Source organism: Blautia hominis, from assembly GCA_002270465.1.
Taxonomy (GTDB): domain Bacteria; phylum Bacillota; class Clostridia; order Lachnospirales; family Lachnospiraceae; genus Blautia; species Blautia hominis.
Window position 1 is genome coordinate 1025076 of the sequence record NQOF01000002.1, and the last position, 15309, is coordinate 1040384.

A 15309-nucleotide genomic window follows, 5' to 3' on the forward strand; every position below is an offset into this window, starting at 1 on the left:
CAGTGTCAAAACTTTTGACACTGCGCATTTTCTGTGTATGGCAGTCTTCTCTCTCAGCGTTTATAGTAAAGACAGATAAACAAAAAACATAGTCCCCAAGAACAAGGAGGTATTCCTATGTATTACAGCAATGGCAATTACGAAGCATTCGCGCGCCCGGTAAAGCCCGAAGGCGTTGACAAAAAATCCGCATATCTGGTAGGTTCCGGACTGGCCTCCCTGGCAGCCGCCTGCTTTTTGGTGAGAGACGGACAGATGAAAGGGGAGCATATCCATATTCTGGAGGAATTATCCCTGCCCGGAGGCGCCTGTGACGGCATCAAAGACGCACAGAAGGGCTTTATCATCCGGGGCGGCCGTGAGATGGAAGATCATTTTGAATGTCTCTGGGATCTTTTCCGCTCCATTCCATCACTTGAGGTGGAGGACGCCTCTGTGCTGGATGAATTTTACTGGCTGAACAAAAAAGACCCCAACTACTCTCTCATGCGTGTGACCGAGAACAGGGGGCAGGATGCCCACACAGACAATAAATTCGCATTGAGCGACAAGGCAGCCATGGAGATCATGCAGCTCTTCTTCACAAAAGATGAGGATTTGTACGACAAAAAAATAAATGATGTTTTTACGGAGGAATTCTTCAAATCCAATTTCTGGCTCTACTGGAGGACCATGTTTGCATTTGAAGACTGGCACAGCGCTTTGGAGATGAAGCTGTATATCCAGCGTTTCATCCACCATATCGGCGGGCTTCCGGACCTGTCTGCCCTGAAGTTCACAAAATATAACCAGTATGAATCCCTGATCCTGCCCATGGTGAAATACCTGGAGGCTCACGGGGTGCAGTTCCAGTATGACACCAGAGTGACCAACGTGGTCTTCGACATCACACCGGAAAAGAAGGCTGCCAGAAAGATCATGATGATCCACAACGGCCGGGAAGAGTGCATTGATCTGCTGGATGACGACCTGGTTTTTGTCACCAACGGAAGCTGTACGGAGAATTCCAGCCTTGGGGATGATGACCACGCCCCGGTATTCAATGACACCCCCGGCGGATGCTGGGAGCTGTGGAAAAACATTGCAGCTCAAGACCTCTCCTTCGGAAATCCTGACAAGTTCTGCAGTGAAACAGATAAGACCACTTGGGAGTCCGCAACCGTCACCACCCTGGATGACAGGATCCCCCCCTATATCCAGAAAGTCTGCAAAAGGGATCCCTTCAGCGGCAAAGTGGTAACCGGAGGCATTGTGACCTGCAAGGATTCCTCCTGGCTTATGAGCTATACCCTAAACCGACAGCCCCACTTTAAGGAACAACCCAAAGATCAGCTCGTGGTCTGGGTCTACGGTCTGTTCACAGATGTTCCCGGGGACTATGTAAAAAAGCCCATGCGTGAATGTACCGGAAGAGAGATCACGGAGGAATGGCTGTACCATCTGGGCGTCCCTGTAGAAGAAATCCCGGATATGGCAGCCAATTCGGCCCGCTGCATCCCCTGCATGATGCCGTATATCACAGCGTTCTTCATGCCGCGGACAGCAGGCGACAGACCTAAGGTCGTGCCGGACGGCTGTGTGAATTTTGCATTTATCGGACAATTTTCAGATACCGTCCGCGACACGGTATTCACCACGGAGTATTCCGTGCGGACAGCCATGGAGGCAGTCTACACGCTCCTGGATGTGGACCGGGGCGTACCCGAAGTCTATGGTTCCTGTTATGATATCCGCGCCCTTCTGGATGCCACATCCAAAATGCTGGACGGCAAGAAAGCCATCGAGATGAAGGTGCCGTGGATCATGAAGCTCGTGGAGAAGAAAGCGCTGCGAAAGATTTCCGGCACGGTGATCGAAGACCTGCTGAAAGAATACAATGTGATATAAAAAAAGACGCATCCAAGTCCTCCCTATATATCCGGGGGACTTGGATGCACCTCTATCAAAGAATCTTATTATTTTTTTCTCCTGTTTCCAACAATCCTGTCAATCCGTTTCTCATCATTTTTTCTTCATGCTTTAACAGGGATTCCCACTTTTCTGCAAATGCCTTATAATCCCTTTGATGCAGATCCTCTGCAGCCTTTTGGATTCGTTCTTTATATTCATCATGAAGTGAACGTGCCTTGAGCCGGTGCAGAGTAAACGAGTATCCCCAGGCCAGCATCTCTCTTAATTGTCCATAGCATTCCCGCACAATGGAAAGCGGACATTTTTCCTCTATAAAAAAGAGACAGATTTCAAAAGAACGATAGCTTTTTCCTTCTCTCAGCATCTTTAAAAATTCTTCCTCCAGCTGTCTTCTCTCATCCTCGCAAATATGCTCCAGCGTATAAAAAGAAATCCGGCGTATGGTCAGAGCCAGGACCTCCATACTTTCCAGATACAGACGCATCCCTTCCCTTATCTCTGTTTTGGAGAAATCCATGGGACGCACCGTTGTACAGATCTGTGTCCCCTTTCCATGAAAAGATTCTATCAGCCCCAGACTTTTCAGAATACTGAGGGTACGGCGCACTGTGCTGACAGACACACCATATATCTCTGCCATCTTGGGCAGTGACGGCAGATAGCTCCCTGCTGCATATATACCCCGGTTGATTTCCCTGATGATCAGGGATACCATCGTATAGCAAAGCTGAGGTCTCTGTCTGTAGATATTCCAGTGGAAAGGTAACTGTTCCGTACCCTTGGGGAATACTGCTTCCTCATTTTTTCGGAGAAAAGTCTTGATCTCCTGCACTGCTTCGCAGTAAAAATCTGCGAACTGCTCATGCAGCCATGTGACTACGTCTTCCCGGCACCTGTCTGTGCCGGTGTAGGGTGTGATCTCGTTTTCATCCTTGTTCACCAGATACGGGAGCCGGATATAGCCGATGACCTCCCAATAAAAATTCAGGGCCAGACCATTATTCAGGCTCAGAAGCGCCAGATAGTAAAGTTCCACCGGAAGGGATACGGCATTGCCCGATGGAGCCATGAGTTTTTTCGTAAACCACTGCCAGTTTTTTTCATCCCATCTGCGGACTCCTTCCTCCCAGAGAGGTTCCAGGAGAAGTCTCCCCGATTCACACAGCTCCCGGACGCCTGCTTCTCTGGGAGCAAAGTATTTCACCGCATTTCTCCTGAAGCCTGCGGGGCTGCTTTTATAAATGACTTTTGCAGTTTTTCTCGCATCCACCCGGATCAGTCCCTTTTTCTCAAGGACAGAAAGTGCGTTTCTAACCGTTGCGGGAGCCATCTGGAAGATATCACAGATTCTGTTGATGGAGGGCAGATGCTCCCCGTATCTATAATATCCAAAAAGGATCCTGGTCTCATAATATTCATAAACTAGTCTGTAAATTCCGCTTTCAAGCAGCATAATTCTTCACCTCAATGGATTCGCTGATATCTTTAGTCTTCTTTTCTGAAGATGAAATCATATAATGTCTGGAATAGTCTTGCCGGGTCTATGGGCTTAGCCAGATGCGCATTCATTCCTGCAGCTTTGCTCTTCTCAATATCGTCGTCAAAGGCGTTGGCCGTCATGGCAATGATCGGAATGGTCTTGGCATCGGTATTACTCAGATGACGGATATTGGTGGCTGTTGTCAGGCCATCCATGAGAGGCATACGGATATCCATCAAAATTGCATCATAGTATTTCTCCTCTGATTTGCTGAACAGCTCCAGGGCACGCAGACCGTTTTCCGCAGTATCCACAATAAATCCTTTCCCTTCCAGGAGCATGACCGCAATCTCCGTGTTCAGGGGATGGTCCTCAGCCAGAAGCACACGTTTTCCTGTAAAATCATAGTCCATCTCTGCCTCTTTTTTCTCTGCCTTCTCCTCATCCTTTTTGCCCAGTGCCTTGGAAAATGCAGATATAAGGGAGGATTTGAACATAGGTTTGCTGATCAGCAGATTAACACCTGCCAATTTCGCCTCATGCTCAATGGAACTCCAGTCATATGCCGTCATTATGATGATCGTCACCTCAGGTCCCACAATGCCGCGGATACGCCGGGCTGTCTCGATACCATCCATCTCCGGCATTTTCCAGTCAATCAATATCATATCAAAATATTTTCCGTCATTCCACAAATCCCGGACCCGGTTCACCGCTTTAAGCCCGCTGTCCGCCCACTCCGCGGATATTCCCATCTCTTTCAGGGTAACCATGGCACTCTCGCACACTGCCACGTCATCATCCACCACCAGTGTTTTAAGATTGGCAAAATTATAGGTTTGTTTCTTCTGGTTATGATGCAGTTTCTCCTCCTCTGTGATGCCCAGCTTTACATCCACAGTGAATTCCGAACCGATCCCCTTGATGGAGCGGACAATGATACGCCCGTCCATCATATCCACAATATTTTTAGAAATGGCAAGGCCAAGGCCTGTTCCCCCGTAAAGCGCGGTAGTCCCTGTACTTTCCTGGGAAAAGGGCTCAAATATATGGGGGAGAAACTCCTCGTTCATCCCTACGCCTGTATCGTTGATGACAAACCGCAGGACAGCATCATTCTTTGTTCTGCGCATCTGGGCAGCCGAGAAGGTCACTTTACCGCCCTCACCGGTAAATTTTATGGCATTTGACAGGATATTGATGAGCACCTGCTGCAGTTTCATGGCGTCTCCCATGTAATAATCATCCAACACAGGATCCACAATACACTCATAGTCCACACCTTTTGCAGATGCCTGCGCATGGCAGATGGAGTTGATCCCATTTAGGAATTCCTCTGTGGGGATCTTCTCATTTTTCAGCAGCATCTTGCCGCTCTCGATCCGGCTCATATCCAGGATATCGTTGATCAAGGACAGCAGGAAACGGGAGGAAATGCCTATCTTGGCAATACAGTCTGCCACCTGCTCATCATCCCCGATCGACTGGGCCGCTATGGTGCTCATGCCGATGATGGCATTCATAGGTGTACGGATTTCGTGGCTCATGCGTGACAAAAAGTCTGATTTTGCCGCGTTGGCCTGTTCCGCTGCAACCAGGGCTGCCGCCATCTCTTCCTTCTGACGCTGCTCCTGGCGCACCACGTCAGTCACATCCGTTCTCGCAAGACAGGCCCGTCCCAGTTCCCTGTCTATGTAGAAAACCTCACAGCGCTTAACCCGCAGATCCCCGGTCTCATTCTTCATCTCCACAATGAAGGAATAGGATTCACATTCCTCCAGGTGTTCTTCCATATAGCTGTATTCCAGGTGCTTCAGATAGGAGGTACAGATCGGTTCCTCCATGGTGCCTTCTGCCACTTTTTTGATCTCACTTTGGAAACGCCCGCTCCTTGGCAGAATTCCGTATGCCCGTTCATCAAAAGAAATGAGATGATAGGTATCACGGCGGATATCAATATCCGCGATCAGCTCAAAGCCAAGATCCGTGATCTTTTTCAAGAGCTGTTCCTGCATTTTCTGTTCCGTCACATCAAAGGTGTAAAAAAAGGTAATGATATCATCGCTCTGTGGATTTAAGTGGGAACGGAAGTTGGTATTGCTCCAGAATACGCTCCCATCCTTTCTCCTTCTTAAAAATTCAAACCTGTAATCCACTTTTCCCGCATGATAATCCGCCAGCACTTTCTCCCGGTCAAGGGCGCTGCTGATCTTTTCCCCGTACTGCCAATCCACAGCAGACTGTGCCATATTCTGCACGGTCTCCTCATATGTGGCCCCCACATGGGTAATGGCATCATCAAAGGCGGATACATAGCTCTCCACACAGTTTTTCGTCACATTGATCCGGCCCCGGAAATTTTTCTCTGAGGAGGACAGCTCCGCAAAATAAGCCATCTCTTTTTCAAACAATTCCCTGGACTTCTCCTGAATCTGTTTTTCCTCTGTAATATCCACAAAAACACAGTAAAAATACTGTTCCCCTGTTTTTTCGGTAAAAAGCTGGGCCTTTATGGAGATCCATTTGACAGTACCGTCTTTGCAGATCAGGCGGTTTTCATTATGTATGGTGTTGCCGTGCTTTAACTGGGTCTTCAGCTTGTCTGTCATGACCGCCAGGTCTTCGGGATAAATAACAGAAGACATGCGGCTGCCCATGCCGGCAAATTCCTGTCTGGTATAGCCAAGGAATTCAAAAAGACCGTCATTGGCTTCAATGACGGAAAAGAACTCGTCAAATCTGCAGCGGAATACTGCACCGGGTATATTATTATAGATACGCAGCAGATCTTCATGGATTCCCCCTGTATCCCATAGACAGATATTCTTTATCAGCCATTTTTCCTGATCCAGGGCCAGTGTGAAATGTCCCTCCATCTGCCAGGTATATGTCTCATTTCTTAAATCCAGCCTGCAGGAAAGACTGCAGATCCCATGGCCCAGAGACTGTTCATATATGACAGAGACTTCCGGATAAAAAACAGCTTTTATATTTTCTATATCTCTGCGGATATAATCCAGTACCTCTTGTTTTCCATGAGCATGTTCCCTTTTTCCGGCTTCCTCAAAGCGAATATCACTGTCCAAAAATTCTGCCGCCTTCTCAGGCTCCCGAAGCGCAAACCAGGTATTACAGAATTCTTCTACAGCCAGCCCGGCATCTCTTTTCTTTCCCATTCATCCATTCCTCTCATTACAGCATTTTTCCTGCTGCTTGTCTCTTTTGCCTTTACATTTTATCTTAACACTTATCGAAATTGTTGTAAACTGTGCATTTCATGTGCGCAGGCACATATGTCACGATGCCAGTCATCAAACGGCTGTACGCTTGTCATGTGCATTTCATGCGCGCAGGCGCATATGTCACGACCCAGCGTTTTTTTTCTTCCTGCTATTCCATCATTGCTTTTTTCTGCCCCATCCTCTATCATGTATCTGGTCCTATAATAAAAAATCATTTTTTCTGTCACAAGCCATACATTTTCCTGTCTAAATCAATAGGAGGTAATCATTATGAATATAAAAAATAACGAGGAACTGACCACATTGCTGGAAAAAGCAACCGCCGGAGACGAAAGATCCCTGGAAACCGTTATCCTGAGCATACAGGATCTGGTGTTTAACCTGTCACTCAGGATGCTGGGAAGTTTTCCCGACGCGGAGGACGCCACCCAGGAAATACTGCTGAAAGTCATCACCCATCTATCCTCTTTCAGAAAAGAGAGTTCTTTTACTACATGGGTCTTCAGCATAGCATCCAATCATCTGAAAAACTACAAGAAAAGTATGTTTGCCCGCCATCCTCTCAGTTTTGAGTTTTACGGCAATGACATTGAAAACGGCAGTGCCAAAGATATTCCCGATTTGTCCCAGGACATAGAAAAAGCGGTGCTGGCGGAGGAACTAAAGATGTCATGCACCAATGTGATGCTGCAGTGTCTTGACACAGAAAGCCGCTGCATTTTCATCCTTGGCACCATGTTCAAAGCGGACAGCCGTATCGCAGGCGATATTCTGGGCATCAGCCCGGAGGCATACCGCCAGCGTCTCAGACGAGTACGAAAAAAAATGGCCGATTTCCTGGAAGAATACTGCGGGGAGTACGGACACGGAAGGTGCCGGTGTAAAGACCGGGTCAGCTATGCCATCCAAAATCACCGGCTCCATCCATCCAAAACAGAATATACCTCCTCCACGGAAATTCCGGCTGAGACACTTATGGATGTCAAAAATGCCATGGAGGATATTGACGGGCTTGCCGGCAGCTTTCAATTCTGCAAGGCTTACAGATCACCGGATCATGCCAAACGCTTTATACTGGATTTTCTAAAGTCCACCCAGATATCTATTGTCAAAAACAACGAAACGGAGGGCGCGTAAATGAACACAGGACTTATACTAAATTATCTCACCGACCTGGAGCAGAACAACTGCCGTGACTGGTACCATGGGCACAAGGAGGAATACAAAGCAGCCAATGCAGAGTTTGAGGCACTGATACAGGAATTGATACTCCGCATCGGCGTCACCGACAGCAGTATTCTGCACAACGAACCGAAGAATCTCACGTTCCGGCTTACAAGAGATACCCGTTTCAGCCATGATAAATCCCCATACAATCCCGCTTTCCGGGCCCATATTGCGCCCATGGGCAAGCTGCCCGTGCCTGTGGGATATTACCTCATGATAAAACCCGGCGGCAGGTCCTTTTTAGGCGGTGGATTATTTGCAGATATGTTTAAGGATGCCACCTCCATGATAAGGGATCACATAGCAAAACATCCGGACCGGTGGGAAACGGTCATCACTGCCCCCGGATTCACAAAAAATTTTACTGTCAGCGGCACATCCCTGAAAAATGTACCTGCCGGATACGACAAGACACATCCTCAGGCCCAATACCTGAAATATAAAAGCTGGTATCTGGAATATCCCATAAGTGATGAGCTTCTGTGTTCCCCTGAAGATTTCCTTGCCTTGGCAGCAGATGTGTTTACGCAGATGCAGCCGTTTAACCGTTTTCTGAATACTGCATTGGATGGCTTTAAAATGCCGGAGAGACCTTAGTTTTCTAAAACGCAAAAAAGGAGAAGCCCCTTCCGTTTCACGGACAGCAGGCTCTCCTTTTTTTCTTGGGTGCTTATCACAATATGCTAAACTTCAGAGAATGTACCCCGGCGTTCCTTATTCCGCTGCCAGGTATTGATACAGAAGTTTATCCAGGGCATCCATGTCTATGGGTTTTGGAAAATGGGCATTCATGCCTGCCCGGATAGCTGCATGTGCATCTTCAGCAAATGCGTTGGCAGTCATGGCTATAATAGACATTTTTTTCACGTCCTCCCGGTCCATCCCGCGGATTATTTTGGTAGCCTCATATCCGTCCATCTGCGGCATCTGGATGTCCATGAGTATCATATCATAATACCCTTCCCCGGAATCTGATACCATCTTCACGGCTTCCTCCCCGTCACACGCTTCCTCTATCCTTGCTCCCGTTTCCCCAATCAGTTCCCGGGCAATCTCTCTGTTGATCTCGTTATCCTCCACCAGCAGGATCCTTTTGTCTGAGTAATCTTTTCTGACAGAAGGCCGCATCATTTCCTTTGGTGACTTTTCGCCGCTGAGCTCCTCCAGCAGGCCGCACAACTTTGCATGGTAAAACGGCTTTGCCAAAAATGCTGTGACCCCGGCTTCCACAGCCTCCCGCTCTATCTCTGACCAGTCGTAAGCAGTCAGTACGATCACGGGAATCCCGGCTCCTATAACTTTTCGGATACGGCGGGTCACTTCCACTCCGTCCATATCCGGCATCTTCCAGTCCACGATCACCAGGCCATAGGGGTCTGCCTTCTTCTCTGCCTGCAGGACTTTATGGACAGCAGTGCTGCCGTCTGTGACAAATTCAGCTCTGAGTCCCATATCATCCAACAGTTCCGCCGCATTTTCACAGATAAGTCTGTCGTCATCCACCATGAGACAGCGCACACCGATCCACTCCTGGGGCACTTCCTCCTCCCCGTTCTCCTGCAGCTTCAAAGGAAGTGTCACCGTAAATGCAGAGCCTGCCCCCGGTGTACTCTCCACCTGGATATCACCGTTCATCAGATCAACTACATTTTTTGTGATAGCCATGCCAAGCCCGGTACCGGTAACTTTGCTGCTTGTGGAATCCTGAGCGCGCTCAAACGGCTGAAAGATCCGTTCTATAAATTCTCCGCTCATGCCGATTCCGGTATCTTCACAGCAAAATACATAATTCAGATAACCCTTGCGGTTCCCTGCTTTCTGCGTCACGGTCACATGGATGTTTCCCCCTGCAGGCGTATATTTAATAGCATTGCTCAGAATGTTGATGCATACCTGCCGGACACGCAGAGGATCTCCGATGACCTTTTCATTCCGCAGTTTGGTAAGCTCCACTTCCAGGTTCAGCCTGTTTGCGTCTGCCTGGGGTTTTAAAAGCTCCGTGAGTTCAGATATAAGCTCCCCGAAATTAAACGGTTCATATCTTAGGGAGAGTTTTCCGCTCTCGATCTTTGACATATCCAGTACATCATTGATCAGACTGAGCAGATGTTTGCTGGATAGCCCGATTTTTTTCAAGCACTCTGCCACACGGTCCCTGTCGTTGAGATGGGCTGCCGCGATAGCTGCCATTCCCACAATGGCATTCATGGGGGTCCGGATATCATGGCTCATATTAGACAAGAACTGACTCTTTGCCCTGCTGGCCGCCATGGCATTGTCCAGGGCACTCTGAAGCGCTTGACGCTGCTGTTCCTCCTCATAACGCTGCTCATCTATACGGCGTGATATAAGGATTGCCAGCCTGTCCTCAGAATACGGGTTATCCACATGGATGATCTGTGTGGAGGTCCAGTGGTAGACATCGTCTGTGAGCATTTGCCTGGCTTCCATAAACACTTCTTTTTTTGTCCCCAGCACCTCTCTTAGATTTTTAAGGGCAAACCGGCTGATATAATCACTGAGGCTGTCCTCATGTATGGTATGCAGCATGTCTTCAAAAAGTTCACTGTATGTTTCCTGTTTTCCTATATTCAGCTTCAGTGCCGGGTCGATATAGATAAATCCAAGCGAATCTCTTGTAAGGTTCACACTGATGATAACCGGATAGGCATTGGAGATCGCCCCTACCAAAGTCAGACGCTCCTGAAGCTTTTGTCTCTCTGCTTCCTCTGCTCTTAACTTTTCCTCCGTCACATCATGGAAGGTCGCGATCAAAACCGGATTTTCATTTTCGTCCAGAGTTTTCTCAACGATCCCGGCAGCCCAGAAGTACGTGCCGTCTTTTTTCATGACCCTGTTTTCAAATATATGCTTATTATCCCTGTCCGCTTTTACTTTAGAAAGTCTTATTACCTGTTGATATTCATCCGGATGGATGATCTCCTGAAGGCTGACCCCTTTGGGAGCATCATTGGAGGCGCTGTCCGGATAAGACAAAAGGCGCAGTCCCTCTCTGTTCAGCTGAAGCAGATGATAGGGCTGATCCACGGTTAGGAGAGCAACGCCCTCCGGAATGGCATTATATAAATGTCCGATATAATTCGCCTGGCTTCTCAGCCTTTTATTGGTTTTATTTACATAGTGCAGGTAGAATGCAAAAAGCAGGAAAATCCCCACCAGTATACTGGCAATAAGTGCCAGAGAGCGCAGCAGGATAACATTGGTCTGTGCATCCACCACCTGCTTTGGTATGATGGATATGAGATACCAGTCTGTATCCAGCTTCAGAGGCGTATAGCAAAAAACCGTATCCTCCTCCTGATAGTAAAAAACAGCCCACCCGGTACGGAGGTCTTCCAGAGACTGCCGGAATTCCGTAATACCAGCCTCCTCATTTTGGGCGGCCGGCAGCATATCGAACAGATTCTGGACCGTTTTATTACTGTTCGGATGAGGCGAACGTATCAGCACATCCCCCTGGGTATTGACAACATAAGAAAATCCGGCATCATTGTAAAAGGACAGGCTGAAACTGTCCACAATACTCTCCACCTCATACTGTTTTATCAGGTATCCGGTGGTATCATCCTGCAGTTTTACCCGGACAAACAGTTCAAAAACATTGACGCCCGTAACACTGCTGATATGGGGGTCCAGGATTCCGGAATCCTGCTTCTTATCCTGCAGGGCCTTCTCCACCGCTTCATCCTTTTCGGACTGTTTAGGAATACAGGTGCCGTCTGAGAGATAGAGCTGCACACCGCTTTCTAAATTACTGTAATCTTCCATCACATCAGCCAGCTCTTGTTCCTGTTCCTTTGTATATTGCTCCACATAACCGGCTATGGTATCCATAGACTCATAATTTTTCCCAAGCTGAACCTTCAGTGTGCTGCATCCTTGCCGGGTGCTCTCCATGATCGTATTGATCGACTGTTCCCAGAGCTGTTTTTTAACCCCCTGCACAAAAAGAAAAGTAAGAAGGAAAAGTACACTACCCACCAGCACTGCAGCCAGTGCCGTCTTTTTCTTTATGCCTGAAGCTTCTTTGTTTTGAATCACTGTGATCCCCTTTCTGCGGCATTTTGTTCATCCATCCATTCCATCGTCTCATCCAGAGTCTCCCCGGAGAGCAGTTTGACAGAAACCTCTTTTGTCCATTCCCATATGGGAAGTTCTAAAAGCCCGTCAGTTCCTATCACCGTTTTTCCTGACTGATAACAGGAGATCAGAGGCTGGATCTCCTGGACAGAGGAGGGGCTTCCACCCTTTAAGGGACTGAAGGAAGACTGCTGGTCTGCAAACTTCTGTATATTTTCCGGCCTGGTAAAATATTCAACGAACTGAAGTGCAGCATCCAGGTGTTCACTGTCCGCATTCACACCCAGCCTGGTATCCGCATTGATGACCAGAAGGGAACCATCCTCCAATACCGGATAGGGCGCCACCTCAAACTCAAATTCCGGATCCATACTCTTCACCCGACCGGCAGCCCAGGCTCCGGTCAGCATAAACGGGGATTTCCCCCTGACAAACTCCGCCAGATCATCGGAAGTCTTATTCGTCTCCAAAGCTGCTGCTGCTTTGATATATCCTTTGGTGATCATATCCTCCGCCAGAGAAAAACCGGGGGCCAGATAATCACTGAGCTTTCCCTTGCCCTGATTGAGCTGTTCAAACACCTCTGCCTGGCTGTTGTCCTGATATACGGAATAGAATCCCTTTCCAATGGCCAGTGTTTTTAAAGAGATATCATTGTTGGCGATCACAGGTGTAATTCCCTCTTTTACGAAATAACTGCATACCTGTTCCCACTCCTCAAGATTCTCCGGAACCTCCTGTTCATGTTCTTTCAGGAGGGACAGATTACAGTACAGACCAAACGCAGACACTGTAGTGGGAACCCAGTAAATACCTCCGTCATCCTCCATCTGCCCCCTCATGGCCTCCGTGTAGTTTGATATGGAGTCCAGCCCTGACAGCTCCGCAAGTTTTCCCTCGTGCTCCAGCTCCAGCACCACATCGTGATTCACCATAAAAACATCATCACCTTTTTGGGCATCCATTCTCTTATTCAAAGCCTCAAAATATTCATTCCCCTTCAGACTTTCATACGACACACGAATATCCGGATTCTCATCCATGAATCCGGATATGATCTCCTCAATGACCGTTACATTTTCAGGCTCATATTTATTTCCAAAAAAAGTTATGGATGTAACATTCTCCGGCAACTCCTGATAATTTGTCACGGTATTTCTTTCACCGCATCCGCCAAGTGTAAAAATGCTGCTCCATATCACCAGCGAAAGCAGTACACACTCTCTTCTTCTCATCCGGTCCGCACTCCTTTGTCCCTCTATGTTCTGTATATGTATGACAGTCACCCGAACATCGCAGACTCTGCTCATATATGTTTCATTCTAACATAAGAGTGCAAAATGTGCAATCAATCTGTAACCCCTATTCTGCTGTCTTATGAGGCAGTGATAAAACAGTGCCGCCCTCCTCCGAAAAATAAAGTTTCTCAAATTCGCCGGCACTCACAGGCCTTCCGAATAAAAATCCCTGTATATAATCCGGTGAAGCCTGCATAACTGTCTCAAACTCTTCTTTTGTCTCCACACCCTCCACACAGACCTTTAAATGAATGATATGTGCCAGCTTGACAATATACTCCAGAAAAATATACTCATAACTGTCTTTGCAGAGGCCCTTGATAAAGCTGCGGTCTATCTTAATGACATTGGCCGGCAGTTCCTTGAGGTGGCTCAGAGAAGAATAACCTGTCCCAAAATCATCAATGGCGATTCCGTATCCCATCTCATGCATATCCTTAAATTCCTGGTTCAGGAAATGCAGATTAGGCACCCAGCAGCTCTCTGTCAGCTCCAGGATCAGATTTTTTGCGGATACCTTGGGCACATGTTCGTTTTTCAGATATTCCAGCAGGGCATTTTCTTTCAATTGGATGTAAGACACATTGATGCTCATAGTAAAATCAGGATTATATTTCTGCCACTCCCGGCACTGCTTTGCGCCCTCCTCCAATACCCATTTTCCCACCTGGATGATCAGATGATTTTCTTCCAAAAGAGGAATGAATTCAATAGGCGAGACCTCGCCGTGGTCAGGGGAATGCCAGCGCAGCAGGGCTTCCGCTCCCACTACTCTCTTATTTTCCGCATCGATCTGGGGCTGATAAAACAGCTCAAATTCACTGCATCCGTTGTTTACACAGGTGTGCAGACTTTCCTGCAGTTCCATGATCTTCCGCTTTCTGTTGTACATTTCCCTTGAAAAGAACACAAGCTGGTTCTTTCCGTTCATCTTCGCGATCTCCACTGCATTTTCCGCGTGCCTGAATAATTTCTGATAGGTCCGTCCATCTCCGGGTATCACACAGGCCCCGGCAGAAACAGATATGAGCAGTGTCTGGTCATCCACAGTAAATTGATTGGCAACGAACAACTGAATATTATCATAGATCTCCTGGATGCTCTCCCTGGTACCACCCTCCATCCAGAAGGCAAACTCATCGCCGTCCAAACGGTACATCTGGCATCCCGGGGGAAGCAGTTCTGATATGCGTGTGGAGATCATGTTGAGTGCCCTGTCACCAAAAGCATAACTATATTTTTCATTGATATTTTTAAAATTGTCTATATCCAGGACCACCATGACTCCCTGCATACGTTTCCCGCATTTTAAGACCTGGCAGATATCGTGTTCAAACTGGTTTCTGTTCATCAGTCCTGTAACATTGTCGAATTTGTTCTGCTTACCAATGTTGGAAATCCTGCCAAGCATAAAAAGGGGCCGGTGCTGTTCATCGGTCTTCACTTTTCCCCTGCACGATACCCATATGATCTGTCCTGTTTTTCGATAAACCCTGTATTCCATATCATGATAGTCTTTGACACCATCCTGGATAAGCTGCAGGTCCTCAAGCCATAGCCGCAAATCTTCCGCTACCATCACGCTTCCCCAGACAGCAACCACATCCTCCTCTATGCCCCGGTCTACATTAAAATCTTCGTATGCATTTTCCGATATGTAAAAAGTCCCGTTCTGGATATCCCACATATAAAGATAATCATCTGTCGTCTCGGAAAGCAGATCCAAAAATACACCGGCTGAAAATTCCGTTTGTTTAATTAAATTAGGCATGGCAACCTCCTGTGCACCTTAATAAATACATTATAACTTAATTTATTTGTCTTTACCAGGTGGTTTTCTGTAATATTATGCCTATTTGCGTAAAGAAAAGAGCAGAAAACAGCCTCAGCCTTTTTCTGCTCCGTATCATATTTTTGATAAATTAACTTGTTGTGCTACTTTTAATTGAAAGACCTGTAAGCTGCCAAAAGCCCAAAAAGACCCCTTGTTGTTTTATGACTGTTTTGAATCAGAAGATGAGCTGTTTTATTTTTCCCATTTCACAGTTCT

Annotated in this window: 8 protein-coding genes; 3 read left to right on the plus strand and 5 right to left on the minus strand. The window is 47.3% G+C overall.

Annotation, left to right across the window (positions count from 1 at the left end; all coding sequences use genetic code 11):
- The first annotated feature begins 117 nt into the window (after positions 1 to 117).
- Positions 118 to 1887, plus strand: coding sequence for an oleate hydratase (locus CI595_RS10695; protein WP_095173212.1), 1770 nt, complete (start codon positions 118 to 120; stop codon positions 1885 to 1887).
- A gap of 55 nt (positions 1888 to 1942) precedes the next feature.
- Here CI595_RS10695 and CI595_RS10700 read toward each other — a convergent pair whose 3' ends face one another.
- Positions 1943 to 3364, minus strand: coding sequence for a GntR family transcriptional regulator (locus CI595_RS10700; protein WP_095173213.1), 1422 nt, complete (start codon positions 3362 to 3364; stop codon positions 1943 to 1945).
- Positions 3365 to 3396: 32 nt separating this feature from the next.
- Positions 3397 to 6567: a response regulator gene (locus tag CI595_RS10705; RefSeq protein WP_095173214.1), complete on the minus strand. Its 3171-nt coding sequence runs from the start codon at positions 6565 to 6567 to the stop codon at positions 3397 to 3399.
- Between the two features lie 336 nt (positions 6568 to 6903).
- Between CI595_RS10705 and CI595_RS10715 the strand changes: the two genes are divergently transcribed.
- Together CI595_RS10715 and CI595_RS10720 are read left to right on the plus strand one after the other, a co-directional pair.
- Complete coding sequence (locus CI595_RS10715; protein ID WP_095173216.1) at positions 6904 to 7770, plus strand: RNA polymerase sigma factor; 867 nt, start codon at positions 6904 to 6906, stop codon at positions 7768 to 7770.
- Positions 7771 to 8457 (plus strand): DUF2461 domain-containing protein, encoded by a 687-nt coding sequence (locus CI595_RS10720; protein ID WP_095173217.1) that lies wholly within the window; start codon positions 7771 to 7773, stop codon positions 8455 to 8457.
- A gap of 117 nt (positions 8458 to 8574) precedes the next feature.
- Here the strand turns inward: CI595_RS10720 and CI595_RS10725 are convergent, their stop codons facing one another.
- From CI595_RS10725 to CI595_RS10735, 3 genes are all read right to left on the minus strand, one after another.
- The gene (locus tag CI595_RS10725) at positions 8575 to 11922 is read right to left on the minus strand and encodes a response regulator (protein ID WP_095173218.1); all 3348 of its coding nucleotides are present in this window, start codon (positions 11920 to 11922) and stop codon (positions 8575 to 8577) included.
- Positions 11919 to 13196, minus strand: a complete 1278-nt coding sequence (locus tag CI595_RS10730; protein WP_095173219.1) for an ABC transporter substrate-binding protein — start codon at positions 13194 to 13196, stop codon at positions 11919 to 11921. Before CI595_RS10730 ends, CI595_RS10725 begins: the two co-directional genes overlap by 4 nt.
- A gap of 127 nt (positions 13197 to 13323) precedes the next feature.
- Entirely contained in the window at positions 13324 to 15030 is a 1707-nt protein-coding gene (locus tag CI595_RS10735; RefSeq protein ID WP_095173220.1) for a putative bifunctional diguanylate cyclase/phosphodiesterase, read from the minus strand.
- Positions 15031 to 15309: the final 279 nt, after the last annotated feature.